Raw genomic sequence first — 17,155 nt, 5'->3', positions numbered from 1 at the left:
AGCGGCAGGCACCGGACGAATAGCGTCTACGCTGGGTCGGCCTGGAACACGCGCCTGGAACACGTATGCCCCGAGGAGAATCCCCGATGGTCTCGGACCGCCCCACCCTGCCGCCCGTACGGCTGCACTCGGACGCGGAACTGGCGAGGGACGCACTCGCCAGCCCGCTGCTCGCGCGGGCCGTCCGCCTCGCCCGCTGGGCCGGACCCGACACCCGCGTCGGCGCCGGCGGCGAACTCGCCGACGAGCAGCTGCCCGAGGCCGCCCGCGTCCTCGGCCTCGCGCCGGACGAGGACGGCGCCGCGTACGCCAGCGAAGCCTGGCGGGTGGCCGTCGACACCGGACTCGTCGACGTCGTGGAGCCTTCGGAGGAGGGGGAAGCTGAATTCGGCACCGCCACCGCCGGGGACAACCTCGCCCTCGTCACCGGCGGCGCCCCACAGGACGTCCTCGGCCTCTGGCTCGACGGCCTCGACGTCGTCTTCGCCGACGCCACCGCGCCCGTCCTCGACGACATCGCCGACGTCATCGGCGAGAACGGCGAGATCGACTTCGACGCGCTCGACTGGGACCCCGAGGCCGAAGCCGAGTTCCTCGAGGGCGTCCTCGGCAACCTCTACCTGCTCACCGTCGCCGAAGGCGGCTCCGGTGAAGGACCGGTGCCGCTGCCCGCGCTCGCCGCGTCGATGATCGTCCCCGACGACATGGGGGAGCCCACCGACGACGTCCTGGAGCAGGTCTCCGAGGCGATGATGCGGCTCGACGACCAGTTCCGGCTCCTCGAACCGATCGGCCTCGTCGCCTACCAGCCCGTCGACGAAGCCCTCATGGCCGAGGAGGGCGAGGAGCCCGCGCCGCCCGTCGACGACGAGGACGTCAGCCGCTACGGCATGGTCCGCCTCACCCCGCTCGGCCTCTATGGCATCCGCGCCCGCATGCTGGAGGCCGGCGTCGACGCGCCCGCCGTCGGCGACCTCGCCGACAAGGGCGCGGACACCCTCCTCGACGGTCTCGCCCACTACCCCGAGCCCTCCGCCCGCGCCGAGACCGAACTGTGGATCGCCCGCCGCGAACCCCTCGCCGGCGCCCGCGAACTCCTCGCCGCCGCCCGCGGCACCGACGCCGGCTCCCCGCTGCGCCGCCTCCACTGCCAGCAGGCCCTCTCCCTCGTCGGCCCCGACGCCGAACCCGCCGTCCGCGACGTCCTCGACGACCCCGAACTGGGCGGCCTCGCCCGCGTCTGGCTCGCCGAACGCGGCGCGTCGGACGTGCCGCCGCCGCCGGAGGCCATGATCTTCTGGCTGGCCATCGACACGATCGCCGCGCAGCTGGATGCCGACGGCGACCTCGAAGAACTCCAGGACCTCGTCGAGGGCCTGACGGGCCAGCACAGCGGCTTCTTCGACGCGGCGTGGCGGGTGAACCACCCGGCGACGGCGGAGGTCCTGGAGGCGATGGGCCGCCTCCACCGCGACAAGCACTCGGCGAAGGAGGCCCGCAAGGCGGCCTTCAAGGCTCGCTCGCAGGCCTGAGTTTCCCCCACCCCGCCCCTTCCCGAAACCCTGCCGGGGGCGGGTGGGGGGTGGGGCCGGGGCGGTGCCCCGGGCCCCTGGGCGCGCCGGCTGCGCGGCGCGGGGTGGGGCTTCGCTGCGGGGCGTGCGACTGCGCGGCGCGGGCGTTGGGGCTCGCGCCTTTCCAGCGCTGCCGGCTACGCGGCGCCGGATCTCGGGCCCGTTGTGGGCATACGTTCCGCTGGGCTGGGGGTCCCCCCGGACGGAGTCTGGGGGAGGGTGGGCACAACGCCCCGACGGGCGGCGCGCTTTCGGTCCCGGCCCACCCCGACGGGCCCGCACGCTACGACGGCGGTGCCGTTCCGGCCACGTTCCCGCGGGACCGCCTCGGCCGCACCCCCGCCCGGGCGGGCGAAAACGCCCCGACGGGCGGCGCGGCCCGGGCCCACCCCGACGGCGCAGGCCCACCCCCGACCGCCAAGGCCCACCCCCGACGGGCCTGGCCCACCCGGAAGGGCCTGAACGTTTCGACGCGCACAACCGGCGGAGCCACCGTCACGTCCGCAAGTACGACGCCCCATTCATGTCCAACACCGTCCCCGCCGCCCACTCCGCCCCCGGCGACGCCAACCACATCACCGCCCCCGCGATCTCCTCCGGCGTGGCCACGCGGCCGAAGGGGCTCTGGGCCAGGATCGACGCGCCCTCCGGGCCAGAGAGGCGGGGGGCCACGCGTTCCGTGGTGAAGAAGCCGGGGGCCACGGACGCCACGCCGATGCCGTGCGGGGCCAGGGAGACCGCCAGGGACTGGCCCAGCGCGTGGACCGCCGCCTTCGTCGCGCCGTACGCCGGGTGGTCCGGCTCCCCCCGGAACGCGCCGCGCGAGCCGATGTTCACGATCCGCCCGCCCCCACCCGCGTCGATCATGCGACGCGCCACCTGATGGCTCACATGCGCCGTGGCCAGCAGGTTCACCGCCACATGCCGCTGCCACACCGCCACCCACTCCTCGTACGGAGTCTCCGCCAGCGGATGACGCACATTCACCGCCGCGTTGTTCACCAGCACATCGATGCCGCCCAGCGCCTCGGCCGCCGCCTCCACCACCGCCGCCGCACCCGCAGGGTCGGACAGGTCGCCGCCCGTCAGGGCGTGGCCCGAGCCCGTCAGGGAGTCGAGCGTCTCGCGGGCCTCGTCGGCGCGGGTGCCGAAATGCACGGCCACCCGGTCCCCGTTGGCGGCGAAGGCCTGCGCGACCGCGCGGCCGAGGCCACGCGACGCGCCGGTGACGAGGACACGGCGGCCGGCTGCGGGCAGATTCATGGAAGGAGGCCTCTCGCGGTAGATCCATGTCGGTCCATGTTCAACTGCCGTTTATACGTGAGCGCGAACGTGTGGCCGACAGCGGCCGACCCCGGGAGACCGCGATGCCCCTCACCCGTAGAGACTTCGCCGCCACGTCCGCCACCGGCCCCTGGCGCCGCGCACCCCGCGACTGAGCAACCGGCGACTGAGCCCCGCCGTACACGGGAGCGGCCCGCCGGAGATCCCCGGCGGGCCGTTCCCGTAGCGCCTACGAACCGTCCGTACCGTCAGAGCGACTGCGCGGCGGGCTTCACCATGCCCCGGACCGTACGGGACTTCACGAAGTCGCCCATCGCCGTCATCTCCCACTCACCGGAGAACTGCTTGATCAGCTTCGCCATCATGACGCCGGTCTGCGGTTCGGCGGTGGTGAGGTCGAAGCGGACCAGCTCCTCGCCCGTCGCCGCGTCCATCAGCCGGCAGTACGCCTTGGCGACCTCGGTGAACTTCTGCCCGGAGAAGGAGTTCACCGTGAACACCAGGCCCGTCGCCTCGGCCGGCAGCCGGCCCAGGTCGACCACGATCACCTCGTCGTCACCCGCGCCCTCGCCGGTCAGATTGTCGCCGGAGTGCTTGACCGAGCCGTTCAGGATGCTCAGCTTGCCGAAGTAGCAGCTGTCCAGGTGGTTGCGCTGCGGGCCGTACGCGATCACCGACGCGTCGAGGTCGATGTCCTTGCCGCGGTAGGCGGGCTCCCAGCCCAGACCCATCTTGACCTGGGAGAGCAGCGGACGGCCGCCCTTGACCAGGGACACCGTCTGGTTCTTCTGCAGACTGACCCGGCCCTTGTCCAGATTGATCTTCCCGGCGCCGGGCGCGGGCGCGGCAGCGGCGGAAGCAGGGGCGGCGGGCGCCGCGGCGGGGACCGGGGGAGCGGCCAGCCTCGGGTCGGCCGGGGCCGCGGGGGCCGCAGGGGGCTCCTCCTCGACCGAGACACCGAAGTCCGTGGCGATCCCGGCCAGCCCGTTCGCATAGCCCTGGCCCACGGCACGCGCCTTCCAGGCGCCGCCCCGCAGATAGATCTCCACGACCACCAGCGCCGTCTCGGACCCGAGCTGCGGCGGCGTGAACGTGGCCAGCGCCGTGCCGCTGTCGGCGTCACGGATCGTCGCCGTCGGCTCGATGCCCTGGAACGTCTGCCCCGCGGCGTCCGGGCTCGCCGTCACCACGATCTTCTCGATCCCGGCGGGCACGGCCGAGGTGTCCACGATGATCGCGTCGGGGGCGGCGCCCCCACCGGACCGGTAGGTCACACCCGGTCCCGTCGGCTGGTTGTAGAAGATGAAGTCGTCGTCGGAGCGCACTTTGCCGTCGGCGGTGAGCAGCAGGCCCGATACGTCGAGCCGCACCGGTGCGGTGACGTCCACCGCCACACGGGTCACGCCGAGGGGGATGTTCGAGCCGGGGGTCATTGCGGTCATGCTCTCGGTAACGAGCGACGCCGCTTTGCCGTTCCCTTACCTTGCGAAACGTTCCGCTATCCGCGTGCACCCCGATTGCGCGGATGCTGCCGGGCCAGCCGTTCGTTGCCGTGCTTGTACGCGCCGGTCCAGCGCGCCATCACCAGCTGCGCGTCCCCGGACTCCGCCTCCTGGAGGAACCTCTCCGCCCGGGCGCCGCGCAGCGTCCCCGCCGCGCGGCCCTGGTGCACGATCTCGACGGTGCCGTCGGCGCGCTGCTCGTAACTGAATCCATACGGTCGTGGCATGGCCGCATCATCCAGGCCGCCGCCCGCGCCCGTCACCCGGATATCCGGCGCAGGACCGGGGCTGTCATCCGCGGGCGGCCGGCCGCCGGTCCTCGTACCGCAGCGCCGCCCCGGTCACCACCGCCCCCACGCCCTCCCAGATCCCCACCCCGAGAAAGCCCTCCGCCGCCCGGCCCGACAGGACCGCCGTCGTGAACACCGCACAGGTCAGCAGTCGGAAAGGGACCGTCCAGCGGAAGAACGCACGCCAGTCCGCCAAGGCGGCCAGCACGTAGTACACACCCATGTTCAGCGCCGCCATCGACGATGCCAGGAGGAACACCAGGGTGTGGTCACCCTCCGCCCGGCGGGCCGAGGGTATGGGCTCGAAACCCATCAGCGAGATCATCACATCCGGGGCGACCAGCCCCACGACACCAAGCGCCGCGGCGAGCACACCGAAGACCGCCATGGTCCAGCCGGACAGGGAACGAGGCAGCCGCACGGAACTCCTCCGCCAACACAGGGACGTCGATCGAGACCCCCTGCATACCGTGCGGCCCGCCCCGCCCCCGACCCAGGGTCTACTTCAGCGCCGCGGCCATCATCTTCTGCGCCACCGGAGCCGCCAGACCATTGCCGCTCACCTCCGAGCGCGCCGCCCCCGAGTCCTCGATGAGCACCGCCACCGCGACCTCCTTCCCGGCGGAATCCTTGGCGTACGACGTGAACCATGCGTACGGCGTCTTGCTGTTGTTCTCGCCGTGCTGCGCCGTACCCGTCTTGCCGCCCACCTCCGCGCCGTCGATCCGGGCGTTGCTCCCCGTGCCCTGCTCCACGACCGTCCGCATCGCCTCACGCAGCTGCTCGGCGGTCCCGGACGACACGATCCGCGTCGAACCGGTGTCCTCGAACGACTGGAGCGTATTGCCGTCCCCGTCCACCACCTTCGACACCATGTGCGGCGCCACCAGCACACCGTCGTTGGCAATGGCGGCCGACACCAGCGCCATCTGCAGCGGCGTCGCCGTCACATCGAACTGCCCGATCCCCGACAGCGCCGTCTGTGCGTCGTCCATCTTCGACGGATACACACTCGCGTAGGCACGTACCGGCACATCCAGCTTCTGGTTGTTGAAGCCGAACTTCTCCGCCATCGCCTTCACCTTCGCCTGGCCGAGATCCACGGCCATCTTCGCGAAGACGTTGTTGCACGAATACCGCAGCGCGGTACGGATCGTGGCGTTCTCGCACGGCGCCGACCGGTTCTCGTTCTCCAGCACCCGCACCGTCCCCGGCAGCGTGTACGGATCCGGGCTCTTCGTCGCCGTGTCCACCGACCCGTACAGCCCGTCCTCCAGCGCCGCCGCGGCGACCACCAGCTTGAACGTCGAGCCCGGCGGCAACGGCTGCCGCATCGCCCGGTTCACCAGCGGCTTGTCCTCATCGGCGGTCAGCTTCCGCCAGGCCGCCCCGTCCGTCCCGCCCGCGATCTTCGACGGGTCGTACGACGGCGTACTCACCATCCCCAGGATGCGCCCCGTCTTCGGATCGACGGCCACCGCCGCGCCCTTCTTCGAGCCGAGCGCCTCGTACGCCGCCTTCTGCACCGCCGGATCGATCGTCGTCAGCACATCACCCGGATCCTGCTGCTCACGCGTCAACGCGTCCAGCGGACTCTTCAGCCGCGAGTCGGTCCCGTCCAGCACATCCGCGTACACACCCTCCAGCTGCGTGGCGCCGTACACCTGCGAACTGAAGCCCGTGACGGCGGCGTACAGCTCGCCCTGCGTGTAGGTGCGCTTGTACGCCAGATCACCACCCTCCGTCCTCTTCGAACCGGTGACCGGCGAACCGGCCACGATGATGTCCCCGAGCGGCTGCGCGTACTGCGCGATCACCTTCCGGCGGTTGTTCTTGTCGTCCGCGAGCGCCCTGTCCTCGTACGCCTGCACCCAGGTCGCCCGCATCAGCAGGGCGACCACCAGCAGCAGCGAGAAGACAGCCGCCCGCCTGATCGTTGTGTTCATCCCGCAGACGGGACGAGCGGAAAGCCGGCCCTCGTTCCCGATGTGTCCGGTTTCTCAGGGAATCCTCATCTCCGCGCTGCCCGCGGGGTCCCTACCCCGGCGTGATGAACCCCGACTCGTACGCCGCGATCACCGCCTGCGTACGGTCCCGCGCCCCCGTCTTCGCCAGCACCGCCGCCACATGCGTCTTCACCGTCGCCGGCCCGACCCCCAGCCGCCCCGCGATCTCCGCGTTCGTCAACCCCGTCGCCATCAGCCGCAGCACATCCGCCTCCCGCTCGGTCAGCCGCGCCACCCACGCCGGAGCCGCCGGCCGCCGCCGCGCATGCTCCGCCGCCAGCCCCCGCACCGCCGCCGGATACAGCAGCGAATCACTCCGCGCCACCAGCCGTACCGCCGCCACCAGCTCCTCCGCCGCCGACCGCTTCAACACGAACCCCGCCGCCCCCACCCGCAGCGCGTCATACACATACGCGTCGTTCTCGAACGTCGTCACCACCACGATCCTCGGCGGCCGCTCCATCGTGGCCAGAATCTGCTCCGTGGCCCGGATTCCGTCGATCTCCGGCATCCGCACATCCATCAGCACCACATCGGGCCGCACCTCACGCACCACCGACACCGCCTCGGCCCCCGTGGACGCCTCCCCGGCCACCTCGACATCCGGCTCGGCGTCCAGGATCACCCGCAGCGCCGTACGCACCATCCGCTCGTCGTCCGCCAGAACGACCCTGATCGGAGCATCCATCACCGGCCACCCCCCACCGGCAGCCGCGTCGCCAGCCGCCACACCCCGCCCACCGGACCCGACGCCGCCGTACCACCCAGCAGCCGGGCCCGCTCCTCCAGACCACGCAGCCCACGGCCACCGCCCGGCCGGACCACCGGCCCCCCGGCCGACAGCGGATTCTCCATCACGATCTCCAACTCCTCACCGTCCACACCGATCCACCCCGTCACCGGCTCCCCGCCGGCATGCCGCACCGCGTTCGTCAGACCCTCCTGAACGATCCGGTACGCCTCCCTGGACACCGCCGCCGGCACCCGGTCAAGACCCTCGCCCAACCTCAGCGCCACCTTCGCCCCGGCCGCCCCCGCCAGCAGCCCGTCCAACGCCTCAAGCCCCGGCCCCGGCAGCTCCCCGTCGTCCTCGCCCTGCCGCAACAGCCCCAGTACCGCGTCCAGTTCACCGACCGTGCGCCGCGTGGTCTCCTCGATCGCCGCCAGCGCCTCCCGGACGAACTCCACATCCGCCGCCGCATCCGAATCCAGCACCCGCCGCGCCGCACCCGCCTGCAACGTCACCGCACTCAGCGCATGGCCCACCGAATCGTGCAGCTCCCGCGCCAGCCGGTTTCGTACGGCCAGCTCGGCCGCGCGCCGCTCGGCAGCCGCCAGCCGGTCCGCCGGGGTGGGACCCAGCAGCCGCGGCGCCTGACGGGCCATGAACGCCCCCGCCCCCGCCGCCACCGCCACGAGCGCCAGCAGCATCAACAGCCCCGCGGGCACACCCCCGTACACCAGCCACTCCTGGTCCAGCGACCAGAAGTGGCTCACCGCTGAGGCACGCAGACCGGGCGAGAACGGCAGCAGCATCGTCGTCACCGCGAACGGCGGCAACGCCAGCGTCGCACCACTGATCAGCCCGCCGAGCCCGACATGCAGCGTGTACCAGCCCGCCGTCCGCAGCCGCGCGTCCCGGCTGTCCGCCGGACCCTCCGCGAACCGGCCCCCCGGCACCCCGCACAGCGACCGCGCCGCTGCCACCGACATCGGCCGGGTCAGCGGGAACAGCGCCGTGACGGCGGCCAGCGGCAGCGCGATCGCATAGGCCGTGAACTGCACGGTCAACGACGACGCGAACATGGTCTGCCCGCCCAGCAGCGGCCCGGCGACGACCGTCCCCAGCAGCCAGTACGGCATCAGCAGCGCGCCGCCCAGGATCAGATGCACCCAGCGCAGCCGCGCCCGCCGCCCGAACAGCGCCCCCGCCACCGCCATGCCCGTACTCCCCCGCACCCCTGAGCCTCGCCCCTACGCGCCGCGGCGCCGCAGCACGACCGCTATGCAGCAGGCCATCAGGCACCCCGTGATCATTTCTCCAGCGTAGGCGGTCACCATCCACCCCGTGACCTGGTTGTTGGGATCGTCGACCGGCAGCAGCGCCGCCGTCAGCAGAAAGGCGCCCCAGGAGCCGAGCGCCGCCGAACCCAGCCATGCCATCGTCAGCGCGGTGCGCACCCGCAGCGACCGGCCCAGCCGGAACACCAGCATCAGCGTCCCCGCCACAGCGACCGCCGCGAAGCCGACCCGCAGGCCCTCCAGGAGGGGGAAGTCGGTGGTGCGCTCCGCGATTCGGGCCCGCGACAGACCGTCGGGAACGCCGAAGGCCCAGAGGGTGTGCAGGGCGACCGGTACGAGCGTGAGGAGCGAGGCGACGACGGCCGTGGCCCGCGTCCCCCGGCCGGACAGCGACCGGGGCAGCTCACCGACCCGGCCCCGCGCCACCTGGCCCCAGCGGCCCCGGGCGTACGTCACGAACAGGGCGCCCAGCGCGAGAGCCTGGATGATGAAACCGCCGTAGACGACCCCGAAGACCCAGTCCTCCAGGAACGGACGGCCGTCGGCGACCCGGCGCGGGGCACCCACGAACACCGAGAGGACCAGCTGCGAGGGGTAGGCCACCACGATCGGGGCGAGCAGCCCGGTCGCCGCCCATATCGGCACGGCGAGCAGCCAGGCCCGGACCCGCAGCCCCCAAGCCTGGGTCAGCAGGAAGGCGAGGACGACGACGGCGGCGTCCATCAGGACCGTGACGCCGTTGGCGACGGCCATCACCGCGCGCTGCTCCAGCAGCACGCTGCCGTCGGGAATGCCGAGTTGACTGCCCGCGATCCAGGCGATCTTCAGCGAGACGTACGGCAGGCAGGCGGCGATGGTGAGCGCCCGCAGGGCGCGGCGGCCGGGGGAGAGCGGTGGTGTCATGGCTCCCACACTCCTGGCCGGGGCCGTACGGGCACGTCCTGCCTGATGACGAACCGCCTCCGCCGTGCGGGGGAGGCGGTGCGGGCGAGGTCGTACGAGGGAGGTCATGTGCGGGCGGTCATGTGGGGGAGGGAAATTGACCCACGAACAGAGGTCGGAAATGACCTGTCCGGCCGGTCGCTCTGTCCCTAAGGTGATCTTCATGAACGCACAGACACGCCTGGACATCCCCGCCTTCGCCCCCGTCCTCACCCGGGGCGCCGACGCCGAGACCACCGCCGACCCGAGCAGCGTGATGACCCTCCTCGCCGACTCGGACACCACCGGCGGCCTGCTCACCAGCTACCGCTCCTCCTTCGCGAAGGGCGCGGTCGGAGCCCCCGCCCACTTCCACACCAAGGCGTCCGAGATGTTCTTCGTGCTCGGCGGCTCGCTCCAGGTCATGGTGGGGGAAGAGCTGAGCGTTCTGGAGCAGGGCGACTTCCTGCTCGTACCGCCGCATACCCCGCACGCCTTCGCGGCCGCGCCGGGCGCCGAGGCGGATGTGCTGTTCGTGTTCACGCCGGGGATGGCGCGCTTCGACTATCTGCGGCTGCTGGGCCGGGTGATGCGGGGTGAGGCGGGGTTCGAGGAGATCAAGGAGTCGTCGGAGCGGTTCGACAATCACTATGTCGACAGCCCGGTGTGGCAGAAGGCGCTGGCCGATCGCGGATGACCGCGTCAGAGCCGGCGCGTCGCCAGCGTCAGCCGGTCCCGCGCGTCGAAGAGCGCGTCCTTGATCATCTGTTCGTGGCCCGGCGTCAGCCGTGCCACGGGCACCGAGCAGCTGATCGCGTCGCGCGACGGGGTCCGGTACGGGATCGCGATGCCGAAGCAGCGCAGCCCCAGTGTGTTCTCCTCGCGGTCCACGGCGTATCCCTGCTCGCGGACGGCGTGCAGCTCGTCGATGAGCTCCTCGCGGTCCGTGATCGTGTGTTCGGTCACCGCCGGGAGACTCTCGGGGAGCAGCTTGCGGACCTGCTCGTCGGTGTGGGTGGCGAGCAGGGCCTTGCCGAGCGCGGTCGAGTGGGCGGGCAGCCGACGGCCGACGCGGGTGAAGGGGCGCAGGTAGTGCTGGGACTGGCGGGTGGCGAGGTAGACGACGTTGGTGCCGTCGAGCCGGGCGAGGTGGATGGTCTCGGTGGTGTCGTCGGAGAGCCGGTCGAGGGTGGGCCGGGCGGCGGTCACGACCTCGTCGCCGTCGATGTACGAGGTGCCGACGAGCAGGGCCCGTACGCCGATTCCGTACCGTGTGCCGGTGGCGTCGGTCTCCACCCAGCCGAGTTCGACGAGGGTGCGCAGCAGCATGTAGAGGCTGGACTTGGGGTAGCCGACGGCTTCCTGGACGGCGGCGAGGGAGTGCATGCCGGGGCGACCCGCGAAGTATTCGAGCAGTTCCACCGTGCGTACGGCCGACTTGACCTGAGCCCCACCCGAATCGGCAGTCGACATTCGCCCCTCGCCCCTCTTGTTCACGGTACGCCCGGTCAATAGAGTCCCCGTGCGAATGCGATTCACCTACAGGAACTGCGTTCAGAATAGCGAACAGGGGCAGTGCGGTGGCAGCAGAACCAGTGTGGAGTGTGGACCCCCGGACGGGAAAGCCGCGCGAGCAGGTTGCGGTCGAGGCCACAGCGGACGAGGTCGACCATGCCGTCGGCGCCGCGCACGCCACCCGCGCGGCGCTCACCGACCGTACGGCCAGGGCCGCCCTGCTGCGGACCGCCGCGGACCTCCTGGAGGAGGCCCGCGACCACGTCATCGAGGCCGCCGACGCCGAGACCGCGCTCGGTCCCACCCGCCTCACCGGTGAACTCGCCCGGACCACCGCGCAGTTGCGCGCCTTCGCCGCCACCGTCGAGGAGGGCTCCTACCTCGACATCCGGATCGACCACGCGGACGCCGGGCAGACCCCGCCCTGGCCGGACCTGCGCCGGTACAAGATCCCGCTGGGCGTGGTCGCCGTGTACGCCGCCTCCAACTTCCCGCTCGCCTTCTCCGTCCCCGGCGGTGACACCGCGAGCGCGCTGGCGGCCGGCTGCCCGGTCGTCGTCAAGGCCCACCCCGGCCACCCCGCCACCTCCGAGCTGTGCGCCTCCGTGCTGCGCCGCGCCGCCGCGCGCGTGGGGCTGCCCGAGGACGTCGTCACCCTGGTCCACGGCTTCGACGCCGGTCTCGCCCTGATCCGCCATCCGCTGGTGGCGGCCGCCGGGTTCACCGGTTCCGTACGGGGCGGCCGGGCGCTGTTCGACGCGGCGGCGGCCCGTCCGGTCCCGATCCCCTTCCACGGCGAACTGGGCTCCCTCAACCCGGTGGTGGTCACCGAGGCGGCGGCCGCGGAGCGGGCCGAGAAGATCGGCGGGGGTCTTGCCGCTTCGATGACCCTCGGTGAGGGGCAGTTCTGCACCAAGCCCGGGCTGGTCCTCGTCCCGGCGGGCGAGGCGGGCGACCGGCTCCTCGCGGCGCTGACGGCGGCCGTCAGCGAGACGGAGCCGGGGGTGATGCTCGACCACCGGATGCGCGACGCGTTCGTCGCGGGAGTACGGGAGCGCGGCGCGCTGCCCGGTGTGGCGGCGCCGGTCACCCCTGGCCCGGGCGGCGAGCACACCGTGAGCGCGGGCGTCCTGACCGTACCGGCGCAGATGCTGGCCGCCGGGGGCGAGCACGAGCTGCTCCTTGAGGAGTGCTTCGGGCCGGTCACGGTCGTCGGCCGGTACACCTCCCGGGACGAGATCACGGCCGTACTGACCCGGCTGCCCGGCAACCTCACCGCCACCCTCCACATGGGCGACGGCGAGGAGGGCGCGGGGGAGCTCTTCGCCGAGCTCACCGAGCTCGCCGGCCGGATCCTCGTCGACGGCTGGCCCACCGGCGTCGCGGTCGCCCCCGCGCAGCACCACGGCGGCCCGTACCCGGCGACCACCTCCACCTCCACGTCGGTCGGGGCGACCGCCGTGGAGCGCTGGCTGCGCCCGGTGACGTACCAGTCCACGCCCGAGTCGCTGCTCCCTTGGGAGCTGCGTGACGGCAATCCTCTCGATCTTCCCCGCCGTGTCGACGGACGCCTGGAAGACTGACCCCCATGGATCTGGTTCTCCCCGAACTCCCTTTCCCGCTGCGCGCCTACGGCCCCGACGCCGACTGGTCGTACGAGCGGGGTGTGCTGAACGGCTGGGCGGGCGCCCGGCAGGACCGTTTCGTGCCGCCCACGGGCGACGCGCTGGACCCGGCGTCGGACGCGCCGCGCCTGCTGGGCGCGCCGGAGGGCGATTTCCAGCTCATCGCGCGCGTGAAGGCGGGTTTCGGTGCCGCCTTCGACGCGGGTGTGCTGTACGTCCATGTGGCCGAGCGGGAGTGGGCCAAGCTCTGCCTTGAGCTCTCGCCGGACCGGCCGACGGTGTGCACAGTCGTGACCCGGGGTCACTCCGACGACGCCAACTCGTTCGTGGTCGACGGTGACAGTGTCTGGCTGAGGGTCAGCAGGACCGGAGGGGCGTTCGCGTTCCACGCGTCGACGGACGGCGAGAAGTGGACGTTCGTGCGGATCTTCTCGCTGGGCACGACGGAGCAGGCGTCGGCGGCGCTGGTCGGTTTCATGGCGCAGTCGCCGGTGGGCGAGGGCTGTGTGGTGTCCTTCGACCGGATCGAGTACCGCCCGCAGTGGCCGCAGGGCCTGCGGGACGGCTCCTGAACCACCGGTGGAGCAGGCCCGTCACCGGCAGGAACATCATGCAACCGCCGCCCGGCCCGTCCGCGTCCTCGGTCGCATGATCAGATACGCCCACGCCGAAGATCTCGACGCCATCGCCGCCCTGCACCGCCAGGCCCGGGCCACCTACTACCGCGGCCGCCTGCCGGACGAGGAGTTCGAGAGCCCCGAGGGGCTGGCGCGCGGCCGGGCCGGGTGGGCGGCCGCCGTCGAGCAGGACCGGGTGCTGTGCGCCGAGCGGGAGGGCGAGGTGGCCGGGGCCGCCGCCTTCGGCGTCCGCGACGGCGTCATGTACCTGACCCAGCTGCATGTCGCCCCGGCGCACTGGCGCCGGGGCGTCGGCACGGCGCTGCACGCGGCGTGCGTGGCGGCCTGGCGCAGGACCGGGGTCACCGCCGCCCGCCTGGAGGTGTACGAACACAACACCCGCGCCCAGGCCTTCTACGCGGCCCACGGCTGGCGCCCCGACCCGACGGCCCCGCGGGCGGGCAGCCATGTCGTGCTGCGGCTCACACTCCCCCCAGGTCAGGAATGAGCCGGGCGACGGCCGCGTTGCCCCTGCCGTGAGCGGAGGAGACCCCTCCGGACCGTACGAGTGGGAGTGGAACAGCATGCGCGTCGAGATCTGGAGCGACATCGCCTGCCCATGGTGCTACATCGGGAAGGCGCGCTTCGAGAAGGGGCTCGCGGCCTTCGCCCACCGTGACGAGGTCGAGGTCGTGCACCGTTCCTTCGAGCTCGACCCGGGCCGGGCCAAGGGGGACACCGCGCCGGTGGTGGACATGCTGGCGCGGAAGTACGGCCGCAGCATCGAGGAGGCGCGCGCGATGGAGGAGCACGTCGCAGCCAACGCCCGCGCCGAGGGGCTGGGCTACCGCACCGAAGGCCGTGACCACGGCAACACCTTCGACATCCACCGCCTGCTCCACCTGGCCCGTGAGCGCGGCCGGCAGAACGAGCTCCTCGACCTCGCCTACCGGGCGAACTTCGCCGAGGAGCGGTCCGTCTTCGACGCCGAGGTGCTCGTGCGGCTCGCCGTCGAGGCGGGTCTTGAGGAGGCCGAGGTGCGGGCCGTCCTCGCCGACGAGGATGCCTACGCCGAGGCCGTACGGGCCGATGAGCGCGAGGCGGCCGAGCTCGGCGCGAACGGTGTGCCGTTCTTCGTCCTGGACCGCCGCTACGGCGTCTCGGGCGGTCAGCCCGCCGAGGTGTTCACCCAGGCGCTGGAGCAGGCGTGGGAGGGGCGGGTGCTTCAGCCCGTGACCGGTGACGCGGAGGTCTGCGACACGGACGGCAGCTGCGCGGTCTGATCCCGCCCGCGAGCGCCGTCGCGACGTATCCATAAGTGTTTCTTAGGGATGCCGCGTAAATTTCGGTAATTGACTTTGAGTTCGGGGGAATCCAGGCTGGGGCCATGGAGAGCCTGGGTGGCGCCGAGTTCGCGCCGAAGCTGACGTATCTGAACACCTCCAGCTGTGGACTGCTGCCGCGCAGCGCCGTCGACGCCGTCAAGGCCCTCGCCGAGGAGGTCGCCGGCGGGAGCCCCGAGGGGGCGGGCAGTTTCGAGGTGGTGGCCCGGGCCCGCGCCGCCTTCGCTCGGCTCGCGGGCGTCGGCGTGGACCGGGTGGCCGTCGGCAGCTCGGTCGCCGTCCACGTCGGGATGATCGCCCAGTCGCTGCCGGCGGGCGCCGAAGTCCTCTTCCCGGAGGGGGAGTTCAGCTCCGTCATCACGCCCTTCGCCGTCCGCGGCGACCTCAAGCTGCGGTACGTGCCGCTGGAGTCGCTCGCCGACGGGGTCGGCCCGCAGACCGCGCTCGTCGCCTTCTCATCCGTACAGTCCGCCGACGGGCGGGTCGCGGACATGGCGGCGGTCCGGGCCGCGGCCGCCGCGCACGGCGCCCGTACGTTCCTCGACGCCACCCAGTCCGCGGGCTGGCTGCCGCTGGATGCCGGGGCGTTCGACTACACCGTCACCGGTGCCTTCAAGTTCCTGATCGCCCCACGCGGCGCGTCCTTCCTCACCGTCACCGAGGAGGCACAGGAGTCCCTGGTGCCGATGCACGCGGGCTGGGTCGCGGGCGAGGACATGTGGGCCAGTACGTACGGCCCGGTCACCGAACTGGCCCGTTCGGCGCGACGGTTCGACGAGGCCCCGGCCTACCTCTCCTACCACGGCGCCGAGCGCTCCCTCGCGCTGCTGCTCGACACCGGCATCGACACGATCCACGCCCATGTGACCGCGCTGGCCGCCCGCTTCCGGGCCGGAGTCGACCGGCTCGACCACCCGGCCGTCCCGGCCGACTCGGCGGTCGTGGCCGTGCCCGGCCTCGGCGACCGACAGCCCGCCCTGCTGCAGGCCGGGGTGGTCACCTCCGCCCGCGCGGGCAATCTGCGGGTCTCCTTCCACCTGTACAACTCGGCGGCGGACGTCGACCGGGCGCTGAACGCGCTGGAGGCACTGGACGGCTGAGCGAGGTGGGCCGGGGCACCCCCGGCCCGCCTCGCTCAGCCCTGCGGCAGAGACTCACCGCACCGGCGTGAAGTCCCGCGCCCCAATGAACTCCGGTCGGCGCACGGGCGCCGCGAACGGCTCCTGCGCCGCGTTCTCCACGCTGTTGAAGACGATGAAGACGTTGCTGCGCGGGTACGGCGTGATGTTGTCGCCCGAGCCGTGCATGCAGTTGCAGTCGAACCAGGTCGCCGAACCCGCCCGGCCGGTGAACAGCTTGATCCCGTGCGCGTCCGCGAGCCGCGTCAGCGCCTCGTCGGACGGCGTCCCGGCGTCCTGCATCTGCAGCGACTTCTTGTAGTTGTCCTTGGGCGTCGCGCCCGCGCAGCCCAGGAACGTCCGGTGCGAGCCCGGCATGATCATCAGGCCGCCGTTGGTGTCGTGGTTCTCGGTCAGCGCGATCGACACCGACACGGTCCGCATCCGGGGCAGCCCGTCCTCCGCGTGCCAGGTCTCGAAGTCCGAGTGCCAGTAGAAGCCGGAGGCGCCGAAGCCGGGCTTCACGTTGATCCGCGACTGGTGGACGTACACGTCCGAGCCGAGGATCTGCCGGGCCCGGCCCACCACCCGCTCGTCGCGCACCAGCCGGGCGAAGACCTGACTGATCTTGTGCACCTCGAAGACGGACCGTACGGCCTGCGACGCCGGCTCCACGATCGAGCGGGCGTCGGCCCGCACCGCCGGCTCGGCGACCAGCCGGTCCAGCTCCGCCTTGTAGAGCGCGACCTCGTCGTCGGTGAGCAGATCGGGCTCGGTGAGGAAGCCGTCACGCTCGTACGACTCCAGGCCCGCGCCCGGGCCCCACACCACCGGGTCCTGGCGGGGGGTGAGGGTCTCGGCCGCGCCGCGCGTGGGATAGAGATCCGTCGTGGCCGTGGGATGGGTGTACAGATCCGTCATGGTTCAGCCCTCCTCGGTCAGCAGGGGGTAGACGCCGTTCTCGTCGTGGTCCTCCCGTCCGGTCACGGGCGGGTTGAAGACGCAGACGCACCGGAAGTCGGTCTTGGGGCGCAGGGTGTGCCGCTCGTGCCCGTCGAGGAGATACATCGTGCCGGGCTCGATCCAGTGGACCTCACCGGTCTCGTCGTCGGTGATCTCGGCCTCGCCCTCGACGCAGAGCACGGCCTCGATGTGGTTGGCGTACCACATGGACGTCTCCGTACCCGCGTACAGCACGGTCTCGTGCAGGGAGAAGCCCACCCTCTCCTTGGCGAGCACGATGCGCTTGCTCTCCCACGTGCCGGACTTGGCCCGGACGTGCCGGTCGGTGTTCTCGATGTCCTTGAGCGATCGGACGATCATCGGTGGTGCAACTTCCCT

General features: G+C 72.1%; 18 protein-coding genes. 7 read left to right on the top strand and 11 right to left on the bottom strand.

Annotated elements, in window-relative coordinates:
* Positions 1–86: 86 nt before the first annotated feature.
* Complete coding sequence (locus ACZ7LT_RS00515; protein ID WP_471232469.1) at positions 87–1,532, top strand: hypothetical protein; 1,446 nt, start codon at positions 87–89, stop codon at positions 1,530–1,532.
* Positions 1,533–2,066: 534 nt separating this feature from the next.
* Here ACZ7LT_RS00515 and ACZ7LT_RS00510 read toward each other — a convergent pair.
* The 8 genes from ACZ7LT_RS00510 to ACZ7LT_RS00475 all read right to left on the bottom strand — a co-directional run bounded on the left by ACZ7LT_RS00510 (position 2,067) and on the right by ACZ7LT_RS00475 (position 9,578).
* The gene (locus ACZ7LT_RS00510; protein ID WP_471232467.1) at positions 2,067–2,834 is read right to left on the bottom strand and encodes an SDR family NAD(P)-dependent oxidoreductase; all 768 of its coding nucleotides are present in this window, start codon (positions 2,832–2,834) and stop codon (positions 2,067–2,069) included.
* 269 nt (positions 2,835–3,103) lie between these two features.
* The gene (locus tag ACZ7LT_RS00505) at positions 3,104–4,288 is read right to left on the bottom strand and encodes a TerD family protein (protein WP_471234745.1); all 1,185 of its coding nucleotides are present in this window, start codon (positions 4,286–4,288) and stop codon (positions 3,104–3,106) included.
* A 65-nt stretch (positions 4,289–4,353) separates the two neighbouring features.
* A complete protein-coding gene (locus ACZ7LT_RS00500; protein WP_471232465.1) occupies positions 4,354–4,584 on the bottom strand; it encodes a hypothetical protein in 231 nt (76 codons plus the stop codon).
* 64 nt (positions 4,585–4,648) lie between these two features.
* A complete protein-coding gene (locus ACZ7LT_RS00495; RefSeq protein ID WP_471234744.1) occupies positions 4,649–5,035 on the bottom strand; it encodes a hypothetical protein in 387 nt (128 codons plus the stop codon).
* Between the two features lie 112 nt (positions 5,036–5,147).
* Positions 5,148–6,593, bottom strand: a complete 1,446-nt coding sequence (locus ACZ7LT_RS00490) for a peptidoglycan D,D-transpeptidase FtsI family protein (RefSeq protein ID WP_471232463.1) — start codon at positions 6,591–6,593, stop codon at positions 5,148–5,150.
* Positions 6,594–6,684: 91 nt separating this feature from the next.
* Positions 6,685–7,341, bottom strand: a complete 657-nt coding sequence (locus tag ACZ7LT_RS00485; RefSeq protein ID WP_471232462.1) for a response regulator transcription factor — start codon at positions 7,339–7,341, stop codon at positions 6,685–6,687.
* A complete protein-coding gene (locus ACZ7LT_RS00480; RefSeq protein ID WP_471232460.1) occupies positions 7,341–8,594 on the bottom strand; it encodes a sensor histidine kinase in 1,254 nt (417 codons plus the stop codon). Before ACZ7LT_RS00480 ends, ACZ7LT_RS00485 begins: the two co-directional genes overlap by 1 nt.
* A 33-nt stretch (positions 8,595–8,627) precedes the next feature.
* Positions 8,628–9,578, bottom strand: a complete 951-nt coding sequence (locus ACZ7LT_RS00475; protein ID WP_471232458.1) for a hypothetical protein — start codon at positions 9,576–9,578, stop codon at positions 8,628–8,630.
* A 202-nt stretch (positions 9,579–9,780) separates the two neighbouring features.
* Between ACZ7LT_RS00475 and ACZ7LT_RS00470 the strand changes: the two genes are divergently transcribed.
* The gene (locus tag ACZ7LT_RS00470) at positions 9,781–10,293 is read left to right on the top strand and encodes a cupin domain-containing protein (RefSeq protein WP_471232456.1); all 513 of its coding nucleotides are present in this window, start codon (positions 9,781–9,783) and stop codon (positions 10,291–10,293) included.
* Positions 10,294–10,298: 5 nt separating this feature from the next.
* On the opposite strand, the gene ACZ7LT_RS00465 is transcribed toward ACZ7LT_RS00470, so the two are convergent.
* Positions 10,299–11,069: an IclR family transcriptional regulator gene (locus ACZ7LT_RS00465; RefSeq protein ID WP_471232455.1), complete on the bottom strand. Its 771-nt coding sequence runs from the start codon at positions 11,067–11,069 to the stop codon at positions 10,299–10,301.
* A 107-nt stretch (positions 11,070–11,176) separates the two neighbouring features.
* On the opposite strand from ACZ7LT_RS00465, the gene ACZ7LT_RS00460 reads away from it, so the two are divergent.
* From ACZ7LT_RS00460 to ACZ7LT_RS00440, 5 genes are all read left to right on the top strand, one after another.
* Positions 11,177–12,694 carry an aldehyde dehydrogenase (NADP(+)) gene (locus tag ACZ7LT_RS00460; RefSeq protein ID WP_471232453.1) on the top strand — a complete coding sequence of 506 codons (1,518 nt, stop codon included), beginning with the start codon at positions 11,177–11,179 and terminating at the stop codon, positions 12,692–12,694.
* A 5-nt stretch (positions 12,695–12,699) separates the two neighbouring features.
* Positions 12,700–13,308, top strand: a complete 609-nt coding sequence (locus tag ACZ7LT_RS00455; protein WP_471232451.1) for a DUF1349 domain-containing protein — start codon at positions 12,700–12,702, stop codon at positions 13,306–13,308.
* A gap of 76 nt (positions 13,309–13,384) precedes the next feature.
* Positions 13,385–13,861, top strand: coding sequence for a GNAT family N-acetyltransferase (locus tag ACZ7LT_RS00450; protein WP_471232450.1), 477 nt, complete (start codon positions 13,385–13,387; stop codon positions 13,859–13,861).
* Between the two features lie 76 nt (positions 13,862–13,937).
* Positions 13,938–14,636, top strand: coding sequence for a DsbA family oxidoreductase (locus ACZ7LT_RS00445; protein WP_471232448.1), 699 nt, complete (start codon positions 13,938–13,940; stop codon positions 14,634–14,636).
* A gap of 104 nt (positions 14,637–14,740) precedes the next feature.
* Positions 14,741–15,796, top strand: a complete 1,056-nt coding sequence (locus ACZ7LT_RS00440) for an aminotransferase class V-fold PLP-dependent enzyme (RefSeq protein ID WP_471232446.1) — start codon at positions 14,741–14,743, stop codon at positions 15,794–15,796.
* Between the two features lie 54 nt (positions 15,797–15,850).
* Here ACZ7LT_RS00440 and thpD read toward each other — a convergent pair whose 3' ends face one another.
* Together thpD and ACZ7LT_RS00430 are read right to left on the bottom strand one after the other, a co-directional pair.
* The gene (thpD, locus tag ACZ7LT_RS00435) at positions 15,851–16,735 is read right to left on the bottom strand and encodes an ectoine hydroxylase (protein ID WP_471232444.1); all 885 of its coding nucleotides are present in this window, start codon (positions 16,733–16,735) and stop codon (positions 15,851–15,853) included.
* 3 nt (positions 16,736–16,738) lie between these two features.
* Entirely contained in the window at positions 16,739–17,137 is a 399-nt protein-coding gene (locus ACZ7LT_RS00430) for an ectoine synthase (protein WP_471232442.1), read from the bottom strand.
* Between the last annotated feature and the right edge of the window lie 18 nt (positions 17,138–17,155).

The organism is Streptomyces sp. NPDC039465 (assembly GCF_055639315.1).
This window is presented reverse-complemented; position numbering and strand designations above follow the sequence as displayed.

Bases quoted from the DNA above. Each gene is read 5' to 3' on its own strand.
- ACZ7LT_RS00450 (WP_471232450.1), top strand. From the start codon at position 13,385: ATGATCAGATACGCCCACGCCGAAGATCTCGACGCCATCGCCGCCCTG.
- ACZ7LT_RS00480 (WP_471232460.1), bottom strand. From the start codon at position 8,594: ATGGCGGTGGCGGGGGCGCTGTTCGGGCGGCGGGCGCGGCTGCGCTGG.
- ACZ7LT_RS00490 (WP_471232463.1), bottom strand. From the start codon at position 6,593: ATGAACACAACGATCAGGCGGGCGGCTGTCTTCTCGCTGCTGCTGGTG.
- ACZ7LT_RS00505 (WP_471234745.1), bottom strand. From the start codon at position 4,288: ATGACCCCCGGCTCGAACATCCCCCTCGGCGTGACCCGTGTGGCGGTG.
- ACZ7LT_RS00495 (WP_471234744.1), bottom strand. From the start codon at position 5,035: ATGGCGGTCTTCGGTGTGCTCGCCGCGGCGCTTGGTGTCGTGGGGCTG.
- ACZ7LT_RS00455 (WP_471232451.1), top strand. From the start codon at position 12,700: ATGGATCTGGTTCTCCCCGAACTCCCTTTCCCGCTGCGCGCCTACGGC.
- ACZ7LT_RS00515 (WP_471232469.1), top strand. From the start codon at position 87: ATGGTCTCGGACCGCCCCACCCTGCCGCCCGTACGGCTGCACTCGGAC.
- ACZ7LT_RS00500 (WP_471232465.1), bottom strand. From the start codon at position 4,584: ATGCCACGACCGTATGGATTCAGTTACGAGCAGCGCGCCGACGGCACC.
- ACZ7LT_RS00430 (WP_471232442.1), bottom strand. From the start codon at position 17,137: ATGATCGTCCGATCGCTCAAGGACATCGAGAACACCGACCGGCACGTC.
- ACZ7LT_RS00485 (WP_471232462.1), bottom strand. From the start codon at position 7,341: ATGGATGCTCCGATCAGGGTCGTTCTGGCGGACGACGAGCGGATGGTG.
- ACZ7LT_RS00440 (WP_471232446.1), top strand. From the start codon at position 14,741: ATGGAGAGCCTGGGTGGCGCCGAGTTCGCGCCGAAGCTGACGTATCTG.
- ACZ7LT_RS00510 (WP_471232467.1), bottom strand. From the start codon at position 2,834: ATGAATCTGCCCGCAGCCGGCCGCCGTGTCCTCGTCACCGGCGCGTCG.
- ACZ7LT_RS00445 (WP_471232448.1), top strand. From the start codon at position 13,938: ATGCGCGTCGAGATCTGGAGCGACATCGCCTGCCCATGGTGCTACATC.
- ACZ7LT_RS00470 (WP_471232456.1), top strand. From the start codon at position 9,781: ATGAACGCACAGACACGCCTGGACATCCCCGCCTTCGCCCCCGTCCTC.
- ACZ7LT_RS00475 (WP_471232458.1), bottom strand. From the start codon at position 9,578: ATGACACCACCGCTCTCCCCCGGCCGCCGCGCCCTGCGGGCGCTCACC.
- thpD (WP_471232444.1), bottom strand. From the start codon at position 16,735: ATGACGGATCTGTACACCCATCCCACGGCCACGACGGATCTCTATCCC.
- ACZ7LT_RS00465 (WP_471232455.1), bottom strand. From the start codon at position 11,069: ATGTCGACTGCCGATTCGGGTGGGGCTCAGGTCAAGTCGGCCGTACGC.